Source organism: Segatella copri (genome assembly GCF_026015295.1).
Taxonomy (GTDB): domain Bacteria; phylum Bacteroidota; class Bacteroidia; order Bacteroidales; family Bacteroidaceae; genus Prevotella; species Prevotella copri_C.
The window spans coordinates 3379507-3404804 of sequence record NZ_JAPDUW010000001.1 but is presented as its reverse complement, the minus strand read 5'-3'; the positions used below and the strand labels follow the sequence as shown (position 1 = coordinate 3404804).

General features: G+C 45.9%; 23 protein-coding genes. 12 read left to right on the top strand and 11 right to left on the bottom strand.

All coding sequences use genetic code 11. From position 1 onward, the window contains the following. The first annotated feature begins 256 nt into the window (after window positions 1–256). From ONT18_RS14240 to ONT18_RS14215, 6 genes are all read left to right on the top strand, one after another. Complete coding sequence (locus ONT18_RS14240) at window positions 257–1402, top strand: PDDEXK nuclease domain-containing protein (protein WP_264906314.1); 1146 nt, start codon at window positions 257–259, stop codon at window positions 1400–1402. A gap of 234 nt (window positions 1403–1636) precedes the next feature. Next, window positions 1637–2923 carry a glutamate-5-semialdehyde dehydrogenase gene (locus tag ONT18_RS14235; protein ID WP_264906312.1) on the top strand — a complete coding sequence of 429 codons (1287 nt, stop codon included), beginning with the start codon at window positions 1637–1639 and terminating at the stop codon, window positions 2921–2923. A gap of 169 nt (window positions 2924–3092) precedes the next feature. Continuing rightward, a complete protein-coding gene (locus ONT18_RS14230; protein WP_089544463.1) occupies window positions 3093–4055 on the top strand; it encodes an acetylornithine carbamoyltransferase in 963 nt (320 codons plus the stop codon). Between the two features lie 178 nt (window positions 4056–4233). Then, the gene (locus ONT18_RS14225) at window positions 4234–5262 is read left to right on the top strand and encodes a Rid family hydrolase (protein ID WP_264906310.1); all 1029 of its coding nucleotides are present in this window, start codon (window positions 4234–4236) and stop codon (window positions 5260–5262) included. A gap of 183 nt (window positions 5263–5445) precedes the next feature. After that, window positions 5446–7140, top strand: coding sequence for a DUF6057 family protein (locus ONT18_RS14220; protein WP_264906308.1), 1695 nt, complete (start codon window positions 5446–5448; stop codon window positions 7138–7140). A gap of 38 nt (window positions 7141–7178) precedes the next feature. Further along, window positions 7179–8654: a TolB family protein gene (locus ONT18_RS14215; protein WP_264906306.1), complete on the top strand. Its 1476-nt coding sequence runs from the start codon at window positions 7179–7181 to the stop codon at window positions 8652–8654. Window positions 8655–9213: 559 nt separating this feature from the next. Here ONT18_RS14215 and ONT18_RS14210 read toward each other — a convergent pair. From ONT18_RS14210 to rpmH, 5 genes are all read right to left on the bottom strand, one after another. Beyond that, window positions 9214–10362, bottom strand: coding sequence for a 1-acyl-sn-glycerol-3-phosphate acyltransferase (locus ONT18_RS14210; protein WP_264906304.1), 1149 nt, complete (start codon window positions 10360–10362; stop codon window positions 9214–9216). A 66-nt stretch (window positions 10363–10428) separates the two neighbouring features. Continuing rightward, the gene (locus ONT18_RS14205) at window positions 10429–11424 is read right to left on the bottom strand and encodes a D-alanine--D-alanine ligase (RefSeq protein ID WP_006847565.1); all 996 of its coding nucleotides are present in this window, start codon (window positions 11422–11424) and stop codon (window positions 10429–10431) included. Window positions 11425–11429: 5 nt separating this feature from the next. Beyond that, window positions 11430–12488, bottom strand: coding sequence for an RluA family pseudouridine synthase (locus tag ONT18_RS14200; protein ID WP_118079897.1), 1059 nt, complete (start codon window positions 12486–12488; stop codon window positions 11430–11432). 148 nt (window positions 12489–12636) lie between these two features. After that, window positions 12637–13371, bottom strand: a complete 735-nt coding sequence (locus tag ONT18_RS14195) for a PASTA domain-containing protein (protein WP_006847567.1) — start codon at window positions 13369–13371, stop codon at window positions 12637–12639. Window positions 13372–13596: 225 nt separating this feature from the next. Next, window positions 13597–13752 carry a 50S ribosomal protein L34 gene (gene rpmH / locus ONT18_RS14190; protein WP_004351099.1) on the bottom strand — a complete coding sequence of 52 codons (156 nt, stop codon included), beginning with the start codon at window positions 13750–13752 and terminating at the stop codon, window positions 13597–13599. Between the two features lie 221 nt (window positions 13753–13973). On the opposite strand from rpmH, the gene efp reads away from it, so the two are divergent. From efp to ONT18_RS14165, 5 genes are all read left to right on the top strand, one after another. Then, window positions 13974–14540: an elongation factor P gene (gene efp / locus ONT18_RS14185; protein WP_022121096.1), complete on the top strand. Its 567-nt coding sequence runs from the start codon at window positions 13974–13976 to the stop codon at window positions 14538–14540. A 63-nt stretch (window positions 14541–14603) separates the two neighbouring features. Continuing rightward, a complete protein-coding gene (locus tag ONT18_RS14180) occupies window positions 14604–15662 on the top strand; it encodes a glycosyltransferase (protein ID WP_117694660.1) in 1059 nt (352 codons plus the stop codon). Window positions 15663–15714: 52 nt separating this feature from the next. Further along, complete coding sequence (gene radC / locus ONT18_RS14175) at window positions 15715–16404, top strand: RadC family protein (protein ID WP_006847571.1); 690 nt, start codon at window positions 15715–15717, stop codon at window positions 16402–16404. A gap of 101 nt (window positions 16405–16505) precedes the next feature. Beyond that, window positions 16506–16826: a metal-sulfur cluster assembly factor gene (locus tag ONT18_RS14170; protein WP_006847572.1), complete on the top strand. Its 321-nt coding sequence runs from the start codon at window positions 16506–16508 to the stop codon at window positions 16824–16826. 61 nt (window positions 16827–16887) lie between these two features. Continuing rightward, window positions 16888–17652 (top strand): UDP-2,3-diacylglucosamine diphosphatase, encoded by a 765-nt coding sequence (locus ONT18_RS14165; RefSeq protein WP_118254383.1) that lies wholly within the window; start codon window positions 16888–16890, stop codon window positions 17650–17652. Window positions 17653–17747: 95 nt separating this feature from the next. Here ONT18_RS14165 and ONT18_RS14160 read toward each other — a convergent pair whose 3' ends face one another. The 6 genes from ONT18_RS14160 to ONT18_RS14135 form a co-directional block, all read right to left on the bottom strand. Continuing rightward, on the bottom strand, window positions 17748–18794 hold the full coding sequence (locus ONT18_RS14160) for a sugar kinase (RefSeq protein ID WP_264906300.1): 1047 nt from the start codon (window positions 18792–18794) through the stop codon (window positions 17748–17750). Window positions 18795–18869: 75 nt separating this feature from the next. Next, complete coding sequence (locus ONT18_RS14155; protein ID WP_022121092.1) at window positions 18870–20072, bottom strand: acetate kinase; 1203 nt, start codon at window positions 20070–20072, stop codon at window positions 18870–18872. A gap of 37 nt (window positions 20073–20109) precedes the next feature. Next, window positions 20110–21156, bottom strand: coding sequence for a phosphate acetyltransferase (pta, locus tag ONT18_RS14150; protein ID WP_153084725.1), 1047 nt, complete (start codon window positions 21154–21156; stop codon window positions 20110–20112). Between the two features lie 245 nt (window positions 21157–21401). After that, the gene (gene cdaA, locus ONT18_RS14145; RefSeq protein WP_006847577.1) at window positions 21402–22172 is read right to left on the bottom strand and encodes a diadenylate cyclase CdaA; all 771 of its coding nucleotides are present in this window, start codon (window positions 22170–22172) and stop codon (window positions 21402–21404) included. Next, window positions 22169–23014 (bottom strand): dihydropteroate synthase, encoded by an 846-nt coding sequence (gene folP / locus ONT18_RS14140; protein WP_264906296.1) that lies wholly within the window; start codon window positions 23012–23014, stop codon window positions 22169–22171. The genes cdaA and folP overlap by 4 nt, the downstream gene beginning before the upstream one ends. A gap of 219 nt (window positions 23015–23233) precedes the next feature. Beyond that, window positions 23234–23455, bottom strand: a complete 222-nt coding sequence (locus ONT18_RS14135) for a hypothetical protein (RefSeq protein ID WP_118190927.1) — start codon at window positions 23453–23455, stop codon at window positions 23234–23236. Between the two features lie 143 nt (window positions 23456–23598). On the opposite strand from ONT18_RS14135, the gene ONT18_RS14130 reads away from it, so the two are divergent. After that, entirely contained in the window at window positions 23599–24900 is a 1302-nt protein-coding gene (locus ONT18_RS14130; protein ID WP_118141662.1) for a UDP-N-acetylmuramoyl-tripeptide--D-alanyl-D-alanine ligase, read from the top strand. Window positions 24901–25298: the final 398 nt, after the last annotated feature.

Genomic DNA, 25298 nt, shown 5'->3' with positions numbered 1-25298 from the left:
CATTTGTGAAGAACTATCCTCTTATACTAAATGACGTAAAATTTGCGAAATTCCAACACGCCAAAACCAAAGCGTACTGTTACGCCTTTTATGTATATCTCCCGAAACATCCCACCCGCGAGGGCTTTCAGCAAGGGTTTGACGATGTAAAGATAGCAAATGTTTTGGTTTCCGCAAACTTTTTAACCATATTTTTGTGCTTTACCAATAAAAAAACGTATCTTTGCACTCACCATACTTAAAACAAGGCATAATTATGAAGCAGATGGAGCACTCATATAAAGGAGAAGAGAAGTTTCTCGTAAATGATTTGAAGACAATAGTCAGCAAAGCAAGAAGCAAAGCTTTCGCTGCCGTCAATTATTCTCTGGTAGAAAGAAACTGGAGAATAGGGAAACGTATTGTAGAAGAGGAGCAGAACGGAGAAGCAAGGGCTGAGTATGGAAAGCATATTATTGAGGTGGCATCCGCTGCACTTACAGAGGAATTTGGGAAAGGGTTCTCTGTAACTACCCTAAGGGTTTTCAGACGTTTTTACCTAAAATTCAGTAACTTACAAATTCAACGGACAGTGTCCGTCGAATTCAAAGCCTCAATTCAACAAACACCGTCTGAAGAATTGAGCAATAACCTCCAGCATGTACAAAAAGCAGGTATCCACCTACTACCTTGGTCGCATTACGAACTGCTTATTCGCATAGAAGACAAGCAGGCTAGGGATTGGTATGCAAAGGAGGCTTTCGAGCAAGGTTGGAGTTACCGTACGTTGAACCGTAACATCAATACCTTGTACTATGAGCGCCTCCTTATGTCAAAAGACAAAGCACCTGTAGAGAAAGAGATGAAAGAGAAAACAAATGAATTCCAGCAAGATAAACTGGAATACATCAAATCTCCTGTAGTCATGGAGTTTTTGGGATTACCTTCCGACTCTTCTCTCAAAGAATCGAAATTGGAATCTGCCATCATAGATAATTTAGAGAAGTTCTTGATGGAAATGGGGAAAGGCTATGCCCTTGTAGCTCGCCAGCAACATATCCGAACGGAAGAGAACGACTACTACATCGACTTGGTATTCTATAATTATCTTATTAAGAGTTTTATCCTTGTAGATTTAAAGGTCAACCGCATCACCTATCAGGATGTCGGTCAAATGGACATGTACTTGCAGATGTATGACAAGATGAAGAAAGGACCAGACGACAATCCTACTATCGGAATCATCCTCTGTGCCGAAACCGATTCGGATGTAGCCCGATACTCCACTCTTGCCAAGAACGACCAGATGTTCGCTGCAAAATACAAGCTTTACCTGCCAGACAAGGAAGACTTGAGAAGAGAAATCGAACGACAGAAGGAACTGTATCTAATGACTCACCCTGAAGAAAACGAAAAAGAGTAATTCTTCTGGCAGTATCAAAATAATTAGAAGGAACCATTACAAAAAGGTCAGGCGCTGCCTGACCTTTTTAAATCTCATTTTCCGTATAACTATCCATTTATCTATAAAATCATCACTTTTTCTTGCATAAAGTTTGCAATTTCCGATATTTATGCTTACCTTTGCCGTTGTTAAGAGGGAACTCGTAACACATTACAAAATATCTTATCATAAAAATAAGAAAGGAAATAGCGAATGGAACTGAAAGAGACTTTCCAAAAAGTGAAGGCAGCTAGCAAAACACTTGGTTTGCTAACTGATGAACAACGTAATGAAATCCTGCAGGCGGTGGCTGATGCCATCATCGCAGAAACTCCTGCGCTTCTCAAAGCGAATGCAGAAGACTTGGCGAAGATGGACAAGGCGAACCCGCTCTACGACCGATTGCAACTCACAGAGCAGCGACTCCAGGATATTGCTTCGGATATGAGACACGTAAGTACCCTGCCCTCACCGCTCGGAAGAGTTCTCAAAGACAAAACACTCGAAAATGGTTTGCATCTGCAGCGAGTTGCCGTTCCATTCGGAGTTATCGGCATGATTTACGAGGCTCGTCCTAATGTAACCTACGATGTTTTCTCACTCTGTTTCAAGAGCGGAAATGCGTGCGTACTGAAAGGAGGAAAGGATGCAAACGCCTCAAACTCAGCGGGTGTCGAACTTATCCACAGGGTGTTGATAACTTTTGGTATTGATCCGAATGTTGTTACACTGCTCCCTGCTACCCATGAAGCTACCGGCGAAATGCTGAATGCCGTGGGCTATATCGACCTCTGCATTCCTCGTGGAGGAAAGAAGCTTATCAACTTCGTCCGTGATACTGCCAAAGTGCCGGTTATCGAAACCGGAGCCGGTGTGGTACACTGTTACTTCGACAAGGATGGCGACCTGGAGATGGGCAAGCGCATCATCACCAATGCCAAGTGCCGAAGAGTGAGCGTATGCAATGCGCTCGACTGTCTGCTGATTCACGAAAACAGATTAAGCGACCTCCCTGCCCTCTGTGAAGGACTCGCCGAGAAGCAAACCAAGATTCATGCTGATGCTAAGGCTTACGAAGTTTTAAAGGGACACTATCCAGACACCTTATTATATAAGGCAGAGGAAAGCGAAGCGAAGATGAAGGAGGCTGATGCCAACGTGAAGAGCATCTGGAACACAGAATGGCTCAGCATGCAGATGGGTATCAAGACCGTAGCTTCAGAAGATGAAGCACTCGACCATATCGCCACTTACGGAAGCGGACACAGCGAGAGCATTGTTTCCAATGATGAAGCTGCCCAGAAGAAGTTCCAGGCGATGGTAGATGCAGCCTGCGTTTATGTAAACGCTCCTACCAGCTTCACCGATGGCGCACAGTTCGGATTGGGCGCAGAGATTGGCATCAGTACCCAGAAGCTCGGAGCCCGCGGACCAATGGCACTCGAAGAGATTACCACCTACAAGTGGTTGATTACTGGCCAGGGACAGACAAGAGCCTAACAAGACCCGCTCCGTACCCGCTCCGTACCCTCTCCGTACCAAGTCTTAGTTTCTGCCATGTTTGCAAGGTTTGCATGCAAACTTTGCAAGCATCAAGATTCTAGAAGAAAGATCCAAGAGCAATATATATCAGAAATAACAAATAAAAAACGAAATAACAATAATAACAATGAAGACATTCTTTAATGTTGAAGACCTTGGCGACCTGAAAGCAGCACTCGCCGAGGCACAGGAAGTGAAAGCAAACCGTTTCGGTTATCAGGAGTTGGGCAAGAACAAGACCTTGCTGATGATATTCTTCAATAACAGTCTCCGTACCCGACTGAGTACACAGAAGGCCGCGATGAACCTGGGCATGAATGTTATCGTACTCGATGTGAATGCCGGTGCATGGAAACTGGAGACAGAGCGTGGCGTTATCATGGATGGCGACAAGAGCGAGCACCTGCTGGAGGCTATCCCTGTGATGGGTAGCTTCTGCGACCTTATCGGTGTTCGTAGCTTTGCCGGTTTGAAAGACCGTGACTACGATTATGCCGAAACCATCGTAAACCAGTTTGTAAAGTACAGTGGCCGCCCAGTCTTCGCTATGGAGACAGCTACCGTTCACCCTCTCCAGGCATTCGCCGACCTCATCACCATTGAGGAGCATAAGAAGGTGGCTCGTCCTAAGGTAGTCCTGACCTGGGCTCCTCATTGCCGTGCCCTGCCACAGGCTGTGCCAAACTCATTCGCCCAGTGGATGAACGCAGCCGATGTAGATTTCGTGGTTACTCATCCAGAGGGCTATGAGCTTGACCCTAAGTTCGTAGGCAATGCCAAGGTGGAGTACGACCAGAAGAAGGCGCTAGAAGGTGCAGACTTCGTTTATGCCAAGAACTGGAGCTGTCCGGGCGTGAAAGACCCAGCACAGTATGGCGAAATCCTAAGCAAGGATATGAGCTGGACCATCGACGAGGAGCACATGAGCTGGACCAACGATGGTTGCTTCATGCATTGTCTGCCAGTTCGCCGTGGCTTGATTGTAACCGATGATGTCATTGAAAGCAAGAACAGCCTGGTGATTCCAGAGGCAGCCAACCGTGAGATTTCAGCCGAGGTTGTCATCAAGCGTATGCTCGAATCACTCTAAAGCAGGATATAAGAAAGAGATTGAGGGTGTGTCATAAGTTCATGACACACCCTCTTTTTCGCTCTATCCCACATCATCCTATCCCCATTTCTCGGTATTTTCATCTTTTCATCCTGTCTATATTCTTATATCTCATATATTATCCGTACCTTTGCCGGCGAAAAAAAAGAAAAACAAGATGGACAAATACATAATACTATCACCAGAAGCCAAGGGGACGTTCAACGACCGCTTGAATTTTCTGTATCTGAAACTAGGTAACTATCTCGACACCGAGAAACTGGGAAATCGTACTTTGCAATATTGCAAAGTATTCCTCAGCGACGCCCAGAACCAGATAAGAGAGTTTGAGGAATCACTCCTTTATCAGGAGTATCTTAAGGATACCCATCTTACGGTTGTGGAGCAACCTCCGCTCAACGGGAGCAAGATTTCACTTCTTATCAAGACCACAGACGATAAGACCCCAATCCTGTTCCACAGTCTCCGACTGACAGAGGAAGAAGCGAAGGGAAAGGATTCATACGAACAGACCCGAATGCTATTCGACAAATACCTGCAACTTATCGCCGGTACAGATATGACGATGGAGCGCAACCTGGTAAGAACATGGATATACGTAACTCATATCGATGTAAACTATCAGGGAGTAGTAGAAGCGCGCAATGATGTTTTCGACCAGCAAGGTCTGACGGCAGAAACCCATTATATAGCCAGTACGGGCATCGGCGGAGCAACATCCGTACGTCATGCATCTGTAGCTATCGACTTTCTGACCGTTCCCAGTATCAGGGAAGAAGACAAGCAATATCTCCAGGCACTCAACCATCTGAATCCTACTCACGAATACGGAGTAGCCTTTGAACGGGGAACCAGCCTTTCTCTGCCTCAGAAGAAACAATATTTCATATCAGGAACAGCCAGCATAGATAAAGATGGAGCAGTTGTATACGAAGGCGATATTATAAGACAAACCGGCAGATTGCTCGAGAACATCGGTGCTTTATTGAAGGATGGCGATGCGATGATGAACGATATCCAATACTTTATCATCTACCTGCGCGACATCTCAGACTATCATACCGTAGAGCAACTGATGAATCAGTTTTATCCTCAGATACCACATATCATCGTAGAGGCAAGAGTATGCAGACCGGGCTGGCTGATAGAAATGGAATGCATTGCAGAAAAACAAGAACAGAAATAAATGCTGATAAATGCAGAAATTTACTTTCAAAGAGTAAGTTTCTGCATTTTTTATGATTCATTCTAATATATTTTTATTACCTTTGCCCCTGATAAGTTGCACCTTGGCAAAGAGTAAATGCTAAAACTTCACTACTTATACAAAACAAGATGCACAGATATAAAAACTTATAAATCGACAAAAATGAGTGAACAGCAAACAAGCCAGTCTAGTTTTGGCATATATTCGTTATATGCATTGGGAGCCATCGCATGCTTTGTGTTCTTCCAATTTTTCTATCCCTACCATCTGTTTTATCAGGAGCAGAATCAACTGTTTCTGTCATCATGGGATTATCTGACTACTTATCTGGACAAACCGGGATGGCTGGCCTGTCTGGCTGGCGATTTCCTGACCCAGTTTTATTATTTCCGCTATGCCGGTCCTATCATCCTTACCCTCTGTATTCTTATTACGGGACATAATGTAAAATGCGCAGTAAGAGATGCAGACATCCAAGGGAAAAAGACGGCACATATCGTAGCCTTCATCATGATGATCCTATTGGTATGTTTCAGTTTTCACTACGACTACCGGCTTTGCAGCATTCTGGCAATAGCAGGTGGTGCCAGTGTGTTCCGTGTCAGCACCAAGCTGCTCACTTCCACCCGAATGTTTCTCAAGAAGATAGAGAAGATGGACGACAATCCTTCTGCCGCAGCAGGTTTGGGAACAGCGCATTGGGTTACCGCCTTCAGCATCATTGTTTCCGTATTCGTATGCCACTGGTTCTTTGGAAATGGAGTATGGATCTACGGAGCGCTGGTATTTACAGGATGTCTTTCCCACATCAAGAAAGTGGGAACCTACTATCGCCTGGCTGCCCTCGTGATTCCTTTCTTCCTGCTGATGCTGACCAAGCGACTCTACTTCTGCGACTTCCAAACCCTTTATACCTATCCGGGTTTCGGAAAACTGGTAAAACCGCAAATGGATCTGGAGAAAACATTCGCAGTAGACTGTGAATATTACTTCGGTAATTATAATAAGGTTATCAACATCGTAGAAAAGACGGAAAATCCAGACCAATACATGAAGTTCTACTATAACCTCGTGATGGCGCAAAACGGATATCTTCCAGACAACCTGCTGAGATTCCAGAGCAACAACCTGGGTACATTCGATAAACTGGGACCAGACACCCCAACCCTCACCATCAAGACCCTGAACGAACTGTATTGGGTTCTGGGCGACATGACTTTCTGCGAACGTGCCACAATGCTTGCCAATGTCTGCTCTCCGAACAACCGGAATATCAGAATGGTAAAGCGACTTGCCGAAATCAATCTGGTAAAAGGCGACTACGCAGCAACCCGCAAATATCTCCGTATCCTGCAAAAAACCTTCGTATGGAGCAGATGGGCAAACCGTGCCTTCTCATCACTTGGCAGAAAAGCAACAACCGATGAAAAAGCTCTCCTGCAGCAATACATCGAAAAGCGCCCGTTCATCAACCGGAAGGATACGCTACGACTAAACGAGAATTGCCACACCATCATGTGCGAACTGGCAGAAAGTAATCCAAACAACAAAATCGCCATCGACTACATGCTCTGCAGCGATCTCCTCCTAAAAGACATGAAAACCTTCAAGCGGGATTATGATACTTATTATCTCAAACTGAAAAACGTTTCCTACGAACGCCTGTACCAGGAGGCTCTCATGATTTATCTGGCAGGAACCAAGGCAAAGCCGGAAGAATGGGCAAAATATATCAAGCGTCAAGATGTTCTGCAGCGTTTCCATCAGTATAATGAAGAACGGGGCAACCAGGCATTCAGCGATACCTACTGGTATTACTTCGACAAGGCAGAGGTGCCTAAGTTGAACATCAACTAAGGAAACAATTGACGCTAACTGTTTATTAAAGAAGAAAGATGAAATACAAGAATATCCTATACAGTGCCATGGCGGGCATACTGTTGCTCGCATCATGTGCCCAGACTCACGAGAATGCTGAGCAGGTAGACCATCTGCCCAACATGTATCCCGACTATGCCGATGTAACGATTCCGGTCAATATCGCTCCTCTCAACTTCGAGATACGCGACAAGAACCTTACCAACATCGAAACCACACTCACGATTGAGGGAGCAGATGCCAACGATGCAGCCAACACTCTTACTGCCACCAGCAACAGCCAGAATCTGAAGTTTGATATGAACAACTGGAAGGCTTTCCTGCAAAAGGCTGTGGGCAAGAATATCAAAGTTCAGATATATTCAAAGAGCAATGAGGGAGAATGGACGGCGTTCAAACCCTTCACCTGGCAGGTAGTGGGCGACAGTCTGGATGCTTATCTCACCTACCGACTGATAGAACCCGATTACGAAGTATGGAACAAGATACAGATTAAGCAGCGCTGCATAGAGAATTGGCAGGAGAAGATTCTCGCCGACCACAATCTGCAGGAAAACCGCTGTATGAACTGTCATGCTTTTGGCAACCAGAATCCCAACCTCAGTATTGTATATATAAGAGGTGAAGGCGGAGGAGCCATTCTTAACCGCAATGGCAAGCTGCGCAAGCTGAACCTGAAGAACGCCAACATGATTTCTTCAAGTGTATATTATGGTTTCAGTCCATCGGGCAAATACGTCACCTTCTCTACCAACATCATCATTCCAGCCTTTCATGCCAACGCCGACAAGCGACTGGAAGTATATGATTCGAAGAGCGATGTATATGTAGCCGATCTAGACAACAACCGCATCATCTCCTCACCGCTTACCTCCGACAGTACACATCTGGAGACATTTCCTACTTTCTCACCGGACGGGAAATACGTTTATTACTGCGCAGCCGACAGGAAGGGACTTGAAAGTACGAATCTGAAGGGATTGAAATATTCGCTGGTGCGCATCCCATTCGATGAAAAGACCGGGAGTTTCGGAACCAATATAGATACTCTTTACAAGGAGCGTTCTGTCTGCCATCCTAAGATAAGTCCTGACGGCAGATACTGTCTCTTTACGGTAGCCGATTACGGCACCTTCCCTATCTGGCATCCCGAGGCAGACCTCTATATGATGGACTTGCAGACAGGAAAACTGGATAGCCTCAGCATCGTGAACAGCGAGAAGAGCGATACCTACCACAGCTGGTCGCATACCGGCAGATGGTTTGTCTTTGCCAGCAAGCGTGACGACGGACTTTACGGCAAGCCTTACTTCTGCTATGTAGACCGCCAGGGCAAGGCTCACAAGCCTTTCGTTCTTCCACAGAAGGAACCAACCTTCTACGATGATTGTCTGAAGAGTTTCAACATACCGGAGTTGAGCCGAGGCCCCGTTCCATTCGATGCCATCGATATAGAGAATGTGATGAAGCAAGAAGCTGAAAAGTTCAAATAAGAAAAAACAAAAAACGCTCCTGTTGCCATATTGCAACAGGAGCGTTTTCTATACATATACATTTGAACTCTTCACTCTTCACCTTATGCCCTGAAACGCCCATAAACAGGGCGTTTCAAGGGGTGAAGAGTTATCAGCGACTCTTCACCCACTCTTCACCACTCTTCACCTAGGCACGAGGCATCGAAGCGTAAGAAGAAACGCAAATCCGCCGAAACAAAGAGGTGAAGAAAGGTGAAGAGTGGTGAAGAGTAGGTGAAGAGTGCCCGAATACTCTTCACCACCCGGAATGCCGATAAACACAGGGGATTCCGAGGAAAAGGTGAAGAGTGAAGAGTATTTCTTCGTAAGCTTCGCATAAAAACGAAACAAAGGCATTGGGGAAGGCTGTTCTAGGCGAACAGTCCACTAGCGGCTATAGCGCCAGTAGGCTGTCTGTGGTTTGCCTGTTAACTGTCTGTCGTAAACAGCTTATGAATTACCAATTAGGAGTCTGATTAAAACAGGCAGATAATAACAGTTTCCAACATCATCAAACAGAAAAAGTATTACCTTGCCGCTATTGAGCAGCAAGGTAATTACGTACAGGATTGGCATACATCTCGAGAATTCTCTCTCTCAAGTAAGCTTCATCCTTATTTGGAAGGTCAATTTTCGCAAGCTGACCAGCCATATATTTTTCAAATTTTGCCTTATCTTCGGCAGTATATTCTGCCTGATGAGCAGTTGAGTTTTCAAGCAAATCAAGAGCCACATAGTTGCCCGGATAGAGGCGGTAGTTCTTGAATATCTGCTCATCCATGTAGGCGGCTACCTTATTATATATATCCTGCTTAGGCATATCAGGATCAAGACTGTCCAGATAATCATCAAGACATGGGGCTGCATGATAATGCACATGACCCTTATAACCGAAGATACCGGTCTGCATGCTTACCAGGTCATCCATTGGTCCCTTCTTCCAATCGGCATTATCGCGCTTCTGCTGGAACTCCTTTGCCTTCAGAAAATCGCATGGATCATATTCGTAACTGATAGAGAGCGGTACGAGATGAAGTTGTTTCAGGCGGTCGATAATGCTGCCCTCACCGCCCATCGACATCATCTGCAGAATACTCTTCTGGGTGCGGTCATTACTGTCCTTGGCTCTACCCTCGCGCTGGGCTATCCAGATGTTCTCGTTCTTCTCCTTGATGGCGAAATGCATATAGTCAGAGAGGCGCTTGCTCGACATCAGCATCTGGCGCATGCTCAGGGCACGCTCTACGATAAACGCCTTGTTGACACGTACCAGGTCCTTGACCCAAGGAAGAGAAAGGAGATTATCACCGATGGCTATCTCACAGGTGGTCTTAAAACCATTATCGACAAGAAGGACATCGAGGATGGCTGAATCGAGCACGATATCACGGTGATTACTGATGAAAGTATAATTACGGGTATTATCGAGCGATGTGCAATCCATCTCGCAGCCTGTTGCTGCCTTCTTCAGAATGCCATGAACAAAATCGTAAGCAAAAGCCAGCTGGAAATCCAGATTGGTCTTACATGCCTTCAACTTCTGGGCAATCATCTCAAAAGGTACTTGTGGATAGAGATAGGCAAGCACTTGTTTAAACTGATCGTTTGAAAGCAAACGGTCGAATACCTCTGGGAGATCTTCAGGCTCCCAAGGACGGATGGTATCAAATTCTTGAGGGATATTCATAATATATACCTATTAATATATATGGCTCTGCGAAAAAATCGCAGAACCATATATGAGTTTGTTATTCTAGAACTGATTCTCCACGATTTCGCTGAGCACATCCTTGATATCAAGACCTGCTGCACGAACCTGCTGAGGAATGAAACTGGTAACGGTCATACCTGGAGTGGTATTGATCTCCAGCATGTTCACCTTGTCTTTACCATCCTTATCCTTAGAGATGATATAGTCGATACGGATGATACCGTTGGCATGAAGAATGTCGTAGATGCGGGATGTGGTCTTGGCTACCTCTTCTGCGGTCTCTGGAGAGAGACGGGCTGGAGTGATTTCCTGTACCTGACCGTTATACTTGGCATCGTAATCGAAGAACTCGTTGGTGGTAACCACCTCTGTAGCTGGCAGTACAACAGTCTTCTCTGCTGTCTTGTAGATACCCTGTGAAATCTCTGTTCCATCAAGGAAGCCCTCGATCATTACCTCATTGCTCTCCATGAAAGCCACACGGAGGGCTGGAGCCAGCTGGTCAGCATTCTTCACCTTGCTCACACCAAAGCTACTGCCGTCAGCAGCAGGCTTTACGAAACAAGGCATACCGATACGCTTGGCAATCTCTTCTTCATCATAAGCTTCACCGCGACGGAGCAAGATACTGTCTGCTACGTTTATACCGAAACCGCGCAGATAATTATTGAGCACATACTTATCAAAAGTCATTGCCTCTACCAGAACACCGCTTGTAGAGTATGGCAGATGGATGAGGTCAAAGTAGCCCTGCATCACACCATTCTCACCAGGCTGTCCGTGGATGGTGATATAAGCATAATCGAAATAGACATGCTTGCCGTTCATAACGAAAGAAAAATCGTTCTTGTCAATCTCGATAGTCTCACCATTATCCAAAGCGACATGCCAGTCGGTGCCCTTCACATCGACGAGATAAATATTGTAGCGCTCTTTATCAAAGAAAGAGTACAAACCCTGTCCTGAGCGCAATGATACGTCGTGCTCAGAAGAATCACCACCACATACGATGGCTATCGTTCTCTTGCTATTTTCCATAATTACTAAATATTTTTGAATGTATCTTGTGTGGTGCCAGCGATGAAGCCGCGCCACTTTTCTATTAATTGTCTAAAATCATTTGGCCACTCACTGTCAAAATCCATCTGCTGCTTGGTTGTAGGATGCACGAAACCGAGTGTCTTGGCATGGAGAGCCTGACGCGGACAGAGTTTGAAGCAGTTCTGGATAAATGCCTTGTAGCTGCTACTGCGCTGACCTCTCAGAATCTCTGTTCCGCCATACGTTTCGTCCATAAAGAGCGGATGACCGATATGCTTCATGTGGGCACGAATCTGATGGGTACGGCCCGTTTCAAGCACACACTGCACCAAGGTGGTATAACCGAAACGTTCCAACACCTTGTAATGCGTAACCGCCGTCTTGCCTATTCCGCTGTCCGGATCGAAGACCTTCATACGGAGGCGGTTCTTCGGATCACGGCCGATATTGCCTTCTATGCGACCTTCATCTTCTACAATATTGCCCCAAACGAGCGCATTGTAACTGCGATGGGTAGTCTTGTTGAAGAACTGCTTACCCAATGCGGTCTTTGCCGTAGGAGTCTTTGCCACAACGAGCAGTCCGCTGGTATCTTTATCGATGCGATGCACCAAGCCCACTTCCGGATCATTGGCATCAAACTCAGGCATATCCCTTAAATGCCAGGCTACCGCCTGAATCAAGGTTCCATGAAAGTTGCCCGCACCCGGATGCACCACCATACCGGCTTCCTTGTTAACCACCATCAGCTGGTCGTCTTCATAAACCACATTGATAGCGATTTCTTCAGGTTTGATACTCGTTTCATGACGAGGACGGTCGAGCATCAGAGTAACCAGATCATTAGGGCGCACCTTATAGTTGCTCTTTACCGGTTTACCATTGACATGGATGAATCCGGCATCAGCAGCCTGCTGAATACGGTTACGGCTCTGATAGGCCATCTTATCAGCCAGGTACTTATCGATACGCACCGGATCCTGGTTAGCATCCACCTGAACCTTCCAGTGCTCATAGAGTTCATCTCCTCCTTCACCAGAAGCAGCGGTTCCTTCCTCCATCTGGAGTTCATCATCCAGTTCGTCCATATCTCCTGCATCATCAAACCCGAAGTCATCCTCTACAGGAGCATATACCTTATTATATATATAATCTAAAAATATCATTCGTATTACTATTGAAATCTTCACTCTTCACTTTTCATTTCTCCTACTCCACCACTTCCTTCTGGTGGTGCTCATGCGAAGGAGCAGGCTCTGTGGCTTCCGTACCAGGAACCACCTCGAAGTTGTCTTCATGAGTTTCTCCGCTCATGTCACCTTCGCCTTCCATCACATCTTCTTCGCCGTGATAAACCGGATCTACCACATCGATAGAATCATCAACGCTCCGTTTACCATTACCAACCTGTATGACAAGCACATCATCGATAGAAACCTTATCACCAGCTACAACATGCTTACCCTTAACGAGGATACCATAAACCCAATCCTCTTCGCCAGGAATATATTCAGGTGTACCCAGTTTGAATCCCATAGCAGTAAGTTTAGCCATTGCCTCTCGCAACGAACTGTTGTCAATGACATCAGGAATGGTGATACGTGGAGAATGATCAGAATTGATGGTAACATAGATAACATGTCCCGACTTTACCACTTCTCCGAAAACCGGAGTCTGCTCCAGAATGACATCAGGCGGCAAAGAGCGGACATATCCCGTATCCGTTACAACAATTTCCAATCCCGCATCGTCGAGGATATGTGTAGCATCATCGATATTCTTATATCGAATATCCGGCACACGGATGGCCTCACCATGATGGGTATAGATATCGATGCCATACTTGACACCGACACAGAGCAACACCAGCACCAGAATCATGGCACCGATATTCCCCCAAAGGTACTTACTCTTAAACTTATTTATAAACTCTGATGAAGTCATATATTATTTTTTGGTGCAAAGATACAAGTATTTAGGGGAAGAACAAAATAAAAAGGAAAGTTTTTGCACTCTCACCACCTATTTTATGATATAAAAACAAAACATCTTTGTTCCCAAAAGAGCAATCTCAGAAAAGGAAGGGGCGTTATAAACAACAAAAAGCAGCAAAGAATACATCCTTGCTGCTTTTAATGTCATCGTCAACAGACGAATCTTTCCTCGGAATTACTTTCCGTGGTGCTCGTCAGATACAGTTAACTTCTTACGGCCATGAGCACGGCGAGAAGCCAATACGCGACGACCATTCTTTGTTGCCATACGCTCACGAAAACCATGCTTGTTTACGCGACGACGATTGTGAGGCTGAAATGTTCTTTTCATTTTTCTTATTTATTTTTTAATTAATATTCTTCACAAAAGTGCAAAACACGCCCTTTTTGGGCTGCAAAATTACGCATATTTTCTGAAATAACCAAGAAAACTACCAAATTTAGCTTAAATATTTATGTTTTTTTCGATATTTCCTTTGATTTTTCATGTTTTTGCCGTAACTTTGCACTCGATTTTGAGATTATTGTAATAACATTCAAGATAAACAAGAAATGATTAATTCACAGGAAATTAAGATTGGTACTTGCATCCGCATGGATGGCAAAGTATGGGTTTGCATCGACTTTCAGCACAGAAAGCCAGGTAAAGGTAACACCGTAATGAACACAAAATTGAAGAATGTTGCCGACGGTCGTGTATTGGAACGTACATTCCAGGTAGGTTTCAAATTGGAGGATGTTCGCGTTGAGCGCCGTCCTTACCAGTACCTCTACGAGGACGCTACTGGTTGCATCTTCATGAACCAGGAGACTTTCGAGCAGGTGCCTATCGCTAAGGAGAACGTTACTGGTGGCCAGTACATGAAGGAGGGTGACGTTGTTGAGGTGGTTACTGATACAACTGATGGTACTATCCTCTTGGCTGAAATGCCAGTGAAGACTACTTTGAAGATTACTCACTCTGAGCCAGGTGTAAAGGGTAATACTGCTACCAACGCAACAAAGCCTGCTACATTGGAGACTGGTGCTGAGGTTCGTGTTCCTTTGTTCGTCAACGAAGGCGAGACTATCCAGATCGACACCCGTGACGGTAGCTACCTCGGTCGTGTAAGCGAGTAATACATCCTCCAACAGGAAGATTGTGCTCTTATTGAGTAAAACTAACCCTTAATAGTAAGAAGAATGAAATATTCCATCATAGTACCTGTATTTAATCGTCCTGACGAAGTGGACGAACTTTTAGAGAGTCTGACTCATCAATCAGAGAAAGACTTCGAAGTTGTCATCGTTGAGGATGGCTCACAGACTCCCTGCGAGGAGGTGTGCAAACGATATGAGCACATGATGGATATACATTATTACTATAAGGAGAACTCTGGTCCGGGCCAGAGTCGCAACTATGGTGCCGAGCGCGCCAAGGGTGAGTATCTTCTGATACTCGATAGCGACGTGGTCTTGCCAGAAGGTTATCTGAAGGCTGTAAGTGATGAGTTGAGCCGTGAGCCAGCCGATGCTTTCGGCGGTCCCGACAAGGCGCACTCATCATTTACAGATACTCAGAAAGCCATTTCTTATTCCATGACTTCTTTCTTTACCACCGGTGGCATCCGTGGCGGAAAGAAGAAGATGGATAAGTTCTATCCCCGTTCATTCAACATGGGCATCCGCAGGGATGTTTATCTCAGGTTGAATGGCTTTTCTAATATGCGTTTCGGTGAGGACATTGATTTCTCTATCCGTATCTTCAAGGCAGGCTGCCGTTGCCGTCTGTTCCCTGAAGCATGGGTATGGCATAAGCGCCGCACCGACTTCCGCAAGTTCTGGCGACAGGTCTACAACAGTGGCATCGCCCGCATCAATCTCTACAAGAAATATCCAGAGAGTCTCAAACTCGTGCATCTCCTTCCTATGGTCTTCACCGTGGGTGTAATAGGCACGCTGCTTCTGCTCTTCTTCGGCTTCCTGCCATACATGCTTGGCACCGTTCACGTATTCCCAACCTTGGGCAATGCGATGGCAGCATTGGGCTGCATCGGTCTCGCCGGCATCATTCTCTATACCATCGCACTGTTTATCGACAGCAGCAGAGAGAATCACAGCGTGAAGATAGGCTTGCTGAGCATTCGCGCTGCCTTCACACAGCTGATGGGTTACGGATGCGGATTTCTTTCTGCATGGTGGAAGAGATGCGTACTGGGACAGAGCGAATTCAGCGCATACAACAAGACTTTCTACAAATAAGACTTCCCCGCAAAAAGAGAAGCCAATAATAATCTACTAATCAGTTATTATTATGGCAGAGAAACTAACCATTGCCAATTGGGCAGAAGAAGACAAGCCCCGCGAGAAACTGGAGCGCTTGGGAGCCTCAGCTTTATCCAATGCCGAGCTCTTAGGTATTCTGATTGGTTCGGGATCTACTGACGAAAGTGCCGTAGACCTGATGAAACGCATTCTGAAGGATTGCGACAACAACCTGAACCAGCTAGGAAAGAAGTCCATCAGAGAACTGACGCAATATAAAGGAATGGGACCCGCCAAAGCCATCACCATTCTTGCAGCCTGCGAACTGGGCAAGCGCCGTGCTCTCGATAAGATTGGCACACGTCCCGACTTAGGCTCATCCCTTGCCATCTACAACTATATGCTTCCGAAGATGCAGGATTTAGATACAGAGGAAGCATGGCTCCTGATGATGAACCAGAACTTCAAGCTCATCAAAGCGAGCTGCATCTCCAAAGGCGGCATTACAGAAACGGCAACCGACATCCGGCTCATCATAAAAGAAGCGGTGCTCAACAACGCTACCATTATCGCCTTCTGCCACAATCATCCCAGCAACAATCCTCAGCCAAGCAAAGCCGATGATGTACTTACCCAGAAGATTGCCAAAGCCTGCGAAATCATGCGTCTCTTCTTTATGGACCATGTCATCATAACCGATGGTGCCTTTTATTCATATCACGATAAAGGTAAATTGTAGTCTATTTGGGGTATATTAGACCTTCTGCAAGAAAAAAACAGCTTTTCTTTTTGTTTTGTCTGCAATAATTATTATCTTTGTAGGCAAAAACAAAGATTATTATGACACAAGAAGAAAAGACAAAGATAGAAGAAAAGATCGTAGATGTACTTAAGACCGTTTACGACCCTGAGATTCCTGTCAACATCTGGGACCTCGGTATGATTTATAAAATAGATGTGAAAGACGATGCCACCGTAGATCTCGACATGACCTTCACAGCCCCTTCATGCCCTGCTGCCGACTTCATCCTGGAGGATGTAAGAAGCAAGGTAGACAGCGTGGAAGGCGTAAAATCTGCCAATGTGAACCTTGTATTCGAACCGGCTTGGGATCAGAGTATGATGAGCGAGGAAGCTCGCGTAGAACTCGGTTTTGAATAAAGACAAAGCCGTTGAATTCTTCACTCTTCATTCTTCACTATTCATTTAAAAAGAATCGCTTATGAAAAATGTATATTTCCTCTCAGATGCGCACCTTGGCTCATTAGCCATTCCGCATGCCCGCATGCAAGAACGCCGCCTGGTCCGTTTCCTGGACAGCATCAAGACGAAGGCTGCGGCAGTTTATCTCCTGGGTGACATGTTTGACTTCTGGAACGAATATAAATATGTCGTACCAAAAGGCTATACACGCTTCTTAGGTAAGCTCTCGGAGTTGACCGATATGGGAGTGGAAGTACATTTCTTTACGGGTAACCACGACCTTTGGACCTATGGCTACCTGGAGGAAGAGTGTGGCGTTACCGTACATTACAAGCCTCAGACCATAGAGATATACGATAAAGTATTCTATCTGGCACATGGAGACGGACTGGGTGACCCAGACAAGAAATTCAAGTTTCTGAAAAGAATGTTCCAGAATCATACTTGCCAACGCCTCCTTAATGCGATTCATCCTCGCTGGGGAATGGCTTTGGGCTTGAACTGGGCTAAGCATAGCCGACTGAAACGTGCTGACGGAAAGGAAGAGCCTTATATGGGCGAAAAGAAGGAGTTCCTGGTGCGCTTTGCCAAACAGTATATGCAAGGCCACAAGGATATAGATTACTTCATGTTCGGCCATCGCCACATTGAACTGGATCTGATGTTGAGCAAAAAGACCCGACTGATGATTCTGGGCGACTGGATATGGCAGTTCACCTATGCCGTGTTTGATGGCGAACACATGTTTATGGAAGAATATGTGGAAGGCGAAAGCCAACCGTAAAAGCAAAAAAAACAAGAACAAAACAAACGATAATAATAAAGGGCAGCCCAAACAGGTTGCCCTTTATTATTGCCAAGTACTCTTATTACTTATTCTTAACGCTGGATTCTTCCTCCCGAAGAAGTCATGTTCGAGATGATTTCCTCTTCACTTACCAGGTTCTGATCGCCCGGAATCGTATTCTTGATGGCACTAGCCGACAGCGAGAAATCCAGGCAATACTGGTTCTTGTCGCCCCACTTCTGATGTGCGTGAATATAGGCAGCAACGAAGGCATCGCCTACACCCATCGGATCAACAATCGGCTCAATATCATAGATTCTTGTAGTATAGAGCTGATCTTCTACAGCATCATAGAGCAAGCCGCTCAAGGTATGATGACTGCTGGCAATCTGATTTCTTACCGCCATCAGCATCTTCTTACACTTAGGGAAGAGCTGATGCATCTTGCGGAAATACTTCTGATAAGCCTCCTTGTCAATCTCATAGTCTGCATCCAAAGCCTCGAAAGGAATATGAGGCACACCGCTGGCTACCTCCCACTCATTCTGGTCACCAAAGATGATGTCGCTATACTGCATCATCTGGAATAGCACGTCATGAGGTTCCAGACCATATCCCCAGAGATTCTTACGGTAATTGATGTCGCAGGCAATGGTCAACCCGTCAGAAACAGCAAGTTTGATGGCATCCATAGTTGACTCCATCGCATCGCGGCTGATAGCACAGGTAATGCCGGAACAATGGAATACGGCAGCATCAGCCAGCACCTTTTCCCATTTCACCATTCCGCGCTTCAGCGTATAGAAAGAAGAATTTTTGCGGTCGTAAACCACACGGGAATTGCGCATTGCTACTGCCTCTTCGAAATAATAAGTTCCGAGACGTTCGCCGCCACGCACAACATGAGAAACATTCAGACCGTACTCTCTGAGATGCATCAACGCCGCCTCACCCATCTCACCGTATGGCACACGGGTTACATACTCTACATTATCGCCTAAATAAGCCAAAGAGATGGCTGCATTAGCCTCACTGCCACCATAATTGCCAAACATATGATGTCCCTGAAATAAACGTTGATAACCAGGCTTAGAAATTCTAAGCAATATTTCTCCGAAAGTTACAATCTTTGTTTTCATAATTCTAAAAATTTAAAAAGGTGAAGACCATTCACTTATGTTTCTAGTCTTCACCTTATTATATATAGCGTATGATTACTTGTTAGCAACCAACTCCATTGTATCGCGAGCGATAACAATCTCCTCGTCGGTAGGAACTACAACTACCTTCACCTTACTGTCGTCAGTAGAGATGATAGCTTCCTCACCACGAACCTTGTCGTTAACCTCCTTATTGATCTTGATGCCAAGATACTCCAGGTTCTTGCAAGCTTCCTCACGGAGATCGGTCTGATTCTCACCAACACCAGCTGTGAATACGATAGCGTCAACGCCACCCATAGCTGCTGTGTAAGCACCGATGTACTTCTTGATACGATACTCATACATACGGAGAGCCAACTGAGCCTTCTCGTTACCCTCGTTAGCTGCCTTTTCGATGTCGCGCATATCAGAAGAAATACCTGTAATACCGAGCACACCACTCTTCTTGTTCAGGAAGTCAGCCATCTCCTGTGGCTTCATGTTCAACTTCTCCATCAAGTAGGTAACGGCAGAAGCATCGATATCACCACAACGTGAACCCATCATCAAACCAGCCAATGGGGTCAAGCCCATTGAAGTATCCAATACCTTACCGTTCAATACAGCAGCTACAGAGCCACCGTTACCGATGTGGCAAGTGATGATCTTAGAGTTGTTCTGGTCGAGACCGAGAATCTCGCAAACACGCTTAGAAACATAACGGTGAGATGTTCCGTGGAAACCATAACGGCGTACGTGATACTTCTCGTACAACTCGTAAGGAATTGCATAGAGGTAAGCGTAGTCAGGCATTGTGCTGTGGAATGCGTTGTCGAATACGCAAACCTGAGGAGTGCCAGGCATCAATGAGTCAACGGCACGGATACCCTTCAGGTGACCTGCGTTGTGAACAGGAGCGAGGTCGCAAAGTTCCTCGATACCATCCTCTACGCTCTTGTCAACGATAACGCTCTCCTTGAACTTGTCACCACCCTGTACGACACGGTGTCCTACAGCATCGATTTCTTTCAAATCCTTGATAGCGCCGATTTCCGGGTCGAGCAAGCACTTGAACACGAAGTTCACACCTTCCTTGTGGTCAGGCATGTCGTGCATGATCTGCTTCTTCTCGCCGTTAGGCAATTTCACCTTGATGAAAGCGTTATCAAGACCGATACGCTCTACACCACCCTGTGCCAATACAGACTCATCGTCCATATTATATAATTTGTACTTGATAGATGAACTACCGCAGTTCAGAACCAATACTTTCATAATGTTAAATGTTGAATGTTAAATGTTGAATGTTGAATTAAGCCTTCTTAGCGTCCTGTGCCTGGCAAGCTGTGATAGCTACCATGTAGTAGATGTCATCTACAGAGCAACCACGAGAAAGATCGTTAACAGGACGGGCAATACCCTGAAGGATAGGACCGATAGCGATGGCACCACCCAAGCGCTGAACGAGCTTGTAGCCGATGTTACCAACCTCGAGGTTTGGAACTACCAATACGTTAGCCTTACCAGCTACGTCAGAACCTGGAGCCTTCTTGGCAGCTACCTCAGGAACGAGGGCTGCATCTGCCTGAAGTTCACCATCGAGATGAAGCTCTGGGAACTTCTCCTTAGCAATAGCTACGGCATCCTTTACCTTGTCAATGATATAAACGCTCTTGCCAGTCTCCTTGTTGATAGCATCCTTTGCGCTACCCTTTGTAGAGAAGCTCAACATGGCAATCTGTGGATCAGCAATACCTGCCACTGACTGAGCTGTATGAGCTGTAGTATAGGCAATCTGAGCAAGCTGGTCTGCTGTAGGGTTTGGAGTTACAGCAACGTCACCCATTACTACAATGCCATCCTGACCATACTGCTTCTGGTCTGTGATGAGCAACATAGCACCACTTACGCAAGTGATACCTGGAGTGCACTTGATAATCTGAAGAGCTGGACGGAGAGTATCGCCAGTAGTGCTCAATGCACCAGAAATCTGACCGTCAGCACCCTCAGTCTTGATAATCATACAACCGAGGTAGAGGTTGTTCTTAGTTACGAGTTCACGAGCCTGCTCTACAGTCATGCCCTTCTTCTTGCGAAGTTCAGCGAGCTTCTCAGCATACTCCTCAGTCTTAGGGTTGTTTTGTGGATCAACGATAGTAGCCTTGTCGATGTTGTTAAGACCCCACTGAGCTGCGAGATTCTTAATATTGGCAGGGTTACCGATGAGGATGATGTCTGCGAGATCATCAGCCAAAACTTTATCGGCTGCTTTCAATGTACGCTCCTCTTCTGCTTCAGGGAGCACGATGCGCTGCTTGTCAGCTTTAGCGCGAGCTACGATTTGCTGTAATAAATCCATTTTACTTTTTAATATTTTATATATTTTGTTGTTTCCTAAGTAGATCTGTCAAAGTGTAAGGCGATGTTATCTTGTTTTTCACCTTTTTGCCACATCGACTTTGCAAAAGTACACATTTTCTTTGAAATAGCAGCGATTAAAATGTGTAAAAAAAGCTAAATCGGGAGATTATTCATGTCGTAAAGGTTTACGTAGCAGGAAAAGTGATGAATTCTTCACTCTTCGTTCTTCACTCTTCACTTTACTTATATCATCTCCAGAGTAAGGATGCTTTCCAGTTCCTCGGCAGAGAGTCGGAGTTTGAACTCGCCCTTGATGGCCACGCTGATTCGTCCGGTCTCCTCGGATACGATGACGGCGATGGCATCACTGCTCTGTGATATTCCGAGAGCGGCACGATGGCGGAGTCCCAGTTCCTTCGGAATATCGAGGTTATGACTCACAGGCAGAATACATCCGGCTGCCATGATGCGCTTATTGCTCACCACCATGGCTCCATCATGAAGCGGCGAATTCTTGAAGAAAATATTCTCTATCAGCCGCTGGTTAATCTTGGCGTCTATCTCCTCACCCGTATCCATAATGTCCTTCAGTGGAACGCCTCGCTCTATAACGATAAGAGCACCTACGTATTTCTTCGCCATACTCATACACGCCATCACAATCGGCATGATGGTCTCCTTGTTAGCCTCCTTCTGGCTCTCCTTGCTGGAGTGGAAGAAGCGAACCAGCCGGCGCATACCTTTCTGCGAACCTATCTCATAGAGGAATCTACGGATATCCTCCTGAAAGATGACGATGAGGGCAATAACTCCCACGCTCACCAGTTTATCCAGGATAGAACCCAACAGACGCATTTCCAGTATCTGACTCACAAAGAGCCAGATAAGAACGAAGAGCATGATGCCCACGAAGATGTTCAGTGAGCGCGATTCCTTCATCAGACGATAAACATAGAACAGCAGCGAGGCTACCAGGAGAATATCGAGAAAGTCTTTGATGCCAAATTCTATCATGTGCGTCCCTCCTTCATTGCTTCTATTATCTTCACAGCCTCAGCAGCTTCTTTCACATCGTGCACTCTGAGGATGCTGGCGCCCTTCATCAGAGCGATGGTGTCGAGCACGGAAGTTCCATTAAGCGATGTCGTAGCATCTCCACCCAGCAGCTTTTGTATCATACTCTTGCGGGAGATGCCTACCAGAACCGGAAGTTCCATCACGTTCAACTTCTCCATCTCATTATAAATCTGATAATTCTGGATGAGATTCTTGCCAAAGCCGAAGCCTGGGTCGAGGATGATGTCCTTGGCTCCCAGGTCACGCAACTGCTGTACCTCTCTGGCAAAGCCCTTCATCATCGTTTCGAGCGTAGGCTGCACCGACGTTAATATATAAGGTACCTTCAGATCGCCCACCAACCGGAACATTTCTGGATATTCCTCCTGTCTCTGCTCCAGCGGTACATTGGTGATACCTGTGATTCCACCTTCTGATACATCGTTGATGATGTCAGCTCCCCACTCCTCGATACACTTACGTGCCAAAGTTGGGCGATAGGTATCTACGGAGACGGCAGCATCCGGCTGCTCTCTGCGAACGATGTCGAGAGCAAACTTCAGGCGCCTTCCCTCCTCCTCTTCCGATACTTCATCGGCACCGGGACGGGTGGAGAAAGCACCCACATCGATGATGCTTCCACCTTCTTCTATAATCTGATTAGCTCTCTGAGCTATCTCCATTTCTGTCTGTTTTCTACTGCCAGAGTAGAAACTGTCGGGCGTAACATTCAGGATGCCCATCACCTGAGGGGTACTCAAATCCATCAAGTGCCCCTTGATATTGATTGTATATTCCATCGGATTATAACTCCTTAAGCCACTTTTCGCCCGACGTTGTATAACTCCAAGCTATAAGAGCAATAACAACAATAGAAGTTATCATAAAAAATAACGCTAAATAACTCATACTATAAACTTTTTAGCCATTTCTTCCCTGATTCAGTATATGTCCAAAGCAAAATACCACCACCTATTAAAGTGCCTATTCCAAATATCAAAATCATTGTTTCCATTTTCTTAATATTTTAAAATTCGATTACCTACTATTGCAAACAAAATTGTCATGCACACACCAAATAAAACATACAGAAGATTCATATAATCGAATTCTCCTGTTATCATTGGCGTAAGCCCACCCAAAACCATCGCTCCAAAACTTAGTTTGGAGATATCGAAGAAATAACCAGCTAGCTTGTCTTTCCTCGTTTTTAATTTATCTCTTTCTATGTTTGCGCCCATTCCGACCTCACTTTCCAAAGATTACTTGAATATTTTCTGCAAAAATAGAAAGAATTATCGAGATTACCATCATTTTTTGGGAAAATTGTTTGTTATGTCCATAATTTAGATTACTTTTGCACCCAAAATAACAGTTATAGACTATGGATATTTCAGAACTCTATCAGATTTACCAAGCGCACCCAGTGATTACCACTGACAGCCGCGACTGCCCAGAGGGCAGCATCTTCCTGGCTTTGAAGGGCGCATCGTTTGATGGCAACAAGTTTGCCGACATGGCTTTGGAGAAAGGCTGTGCCTATGTGATTGTAGATGAAAAAGAGTATGCCAAGGAGGGAGACGAGCGCTACATCCTCGTAGAGGATTGCCTCACCACCTTCAAGGAACTAGCCCGTGAGCATCGCCGCCACTTCGATATTCCTGTGGTAGGCATCACCGGAACCAACGGCAAGACCACCACCAAGGAACTCGTCTCTGCCGTTCTCGGCGAGAAGTTCAACGTGATGTTCACCCAGGGCAACTTCAATAATGATGTAGGCGTACCAAAGACGCTCTTCCGTCTCTCTCCGGAAAACGAGATTGCTGTTGTAGAGATGGGTGCTTCCCATCCTGGTGACATCCGAAAACTCGTGGAATACGTGGAGCCAACCTGCGGTATGATTACCAACGTAGGCCGTGCCCACCTGCAGGGATTCGGCAGTTTCGAAGGTGTGAAGAAGACCAAGGGAGAGCTCTATGATTACCTCGCAGCCAACGATGCCCTCGTCTTCATCAATGCAGACAACGAGCATCTGATCCAGATGGCCGAGCAGCGCAACATCAACCGCCTCATCACCTACGGCAAGGACGAAAACTGCGATGTATGGGGAGAAGTCATCTCCTGCGCTCCTTTCCTGAAGTTCCGCTGGCGCACCGAGAGTTTCGACTGGCATGAGGTTCAAACCCATCTCATCGGCTCTTACAATATCGACAACATGCTTGCCGCCATCACCATCGGTCTTCATTTCGATGTGAAGCCTCAGCAGATAGATCATGCCCTGGAGAACTACATCCCAAGCAACAACCGTTCGCAGTTGGAAGAGACGGCGCACAACAAGCTGGTGGTAGATGCCTACAATGCCAACCCATCAAGCATGGCAGCCGCCATCGAGAACTTCCGCGTGATGGATGTGCCTCATAAGATGGCGATTCTCGGACAGATGGGCGAGCTCGGCGAAGTGAGCCACGAGGAGCACCAGAAGGTAGTAGACCAGCTGCAGGCAGCCGGTCTGGAGAATGTATGGCTGGTAGGCGATGAATTCAAGGATATTCCATGCAGCTACCGCAAGTTCCAGAATGTAGAGGAAGTGAAGGAAGCACTCAAGGCGAACCAGCCTCACGACCATTACATCCTCATCAAAGGCAGCAACAGCGTGAAGCTCTTCCAGCTTCCGGAGTTGTTATAAACGGTTATTATCGTACAACTAAAAGGTGTGTGGTTGTACGATTATAGGGTGTTGCCACTAGGCTCGGCAGATGTGCTGACTGCAGTCGGCAGACCTGCTGACTAGGCTCAGCAGAGCTGCTGAGCCTAGTGGGAATCTCTTAGAAACAGCCTCCTTGAACCTGATATTCCGACTTCTTGAACCTGAGCAAACGTATTCTTTCACTTACTCAGTCGTATTTGTAAGCTTGTTCAATCATATCAGTAGGCTTATTCGGACGGCTCATTGAGTTCACTCAGGCACATTGTTTCGCTCACTCAACAGGCCCACAGCCCCATCTACATGAACTCTGCAACAGCTTTTTAAATACAAAAGGATTTAACTGTACCATAAGCATTTACATCATTATGAGTTTTACG